This window comes from Methylobacterium sp. D48H (assembly GCF_053345715.1).
In genome coordinates this window covers 1-289 of record NZ_JBKFAP010000193.1, presented here as the reverse complement: position 1 = coordinate 289, position 289 = coordinate 1, and the positions used below count along the sequence as shown (strand labels likewise).

The 289-nt window shown below is 75.4% G+C and carries 1 protein-coding gene; it reads left to right on the top strand.

The window, feature by feature from the left end:
• Positions 1 to 2 precede the first annotated feature (2 nt).
• Positions 3 to 289, top strand: a 287-nt coding sequence (locus ACLBX8_RS32085) for a helix-turn-helix domain-containing protein (RefSeq protein WP_447716460.1), incomplete at its 3' end; no start/stop codon positions are given.

Here is a 289-nt window from a genome sequence, read left to right as displayed (position 1 = left end):
CGATGAGCGGGCGGATGGAGGTGGAGGCCGGCCCGCGCGCCGGATCCGACATCGGGCTCGACACGGCCGAGCCCGACACGGCCGAGCCCGGCGCGGCCGGCGCCGGCGCGAAGGAGGACCGGCACTTCGTCACGGCCCTGGCCCGGGGGCTGTCGGTGCTCGCCTGCTTCGGCCCGGGGCGCACGAGCCTCGCCAACCACGACATCGGGGAGGCCTGCGGCCTGCCGCGCTCCACCGTGTCGCGGCTGACCTACACGCTGACCAAGCTCGGCTACCAGCAGTACATGCC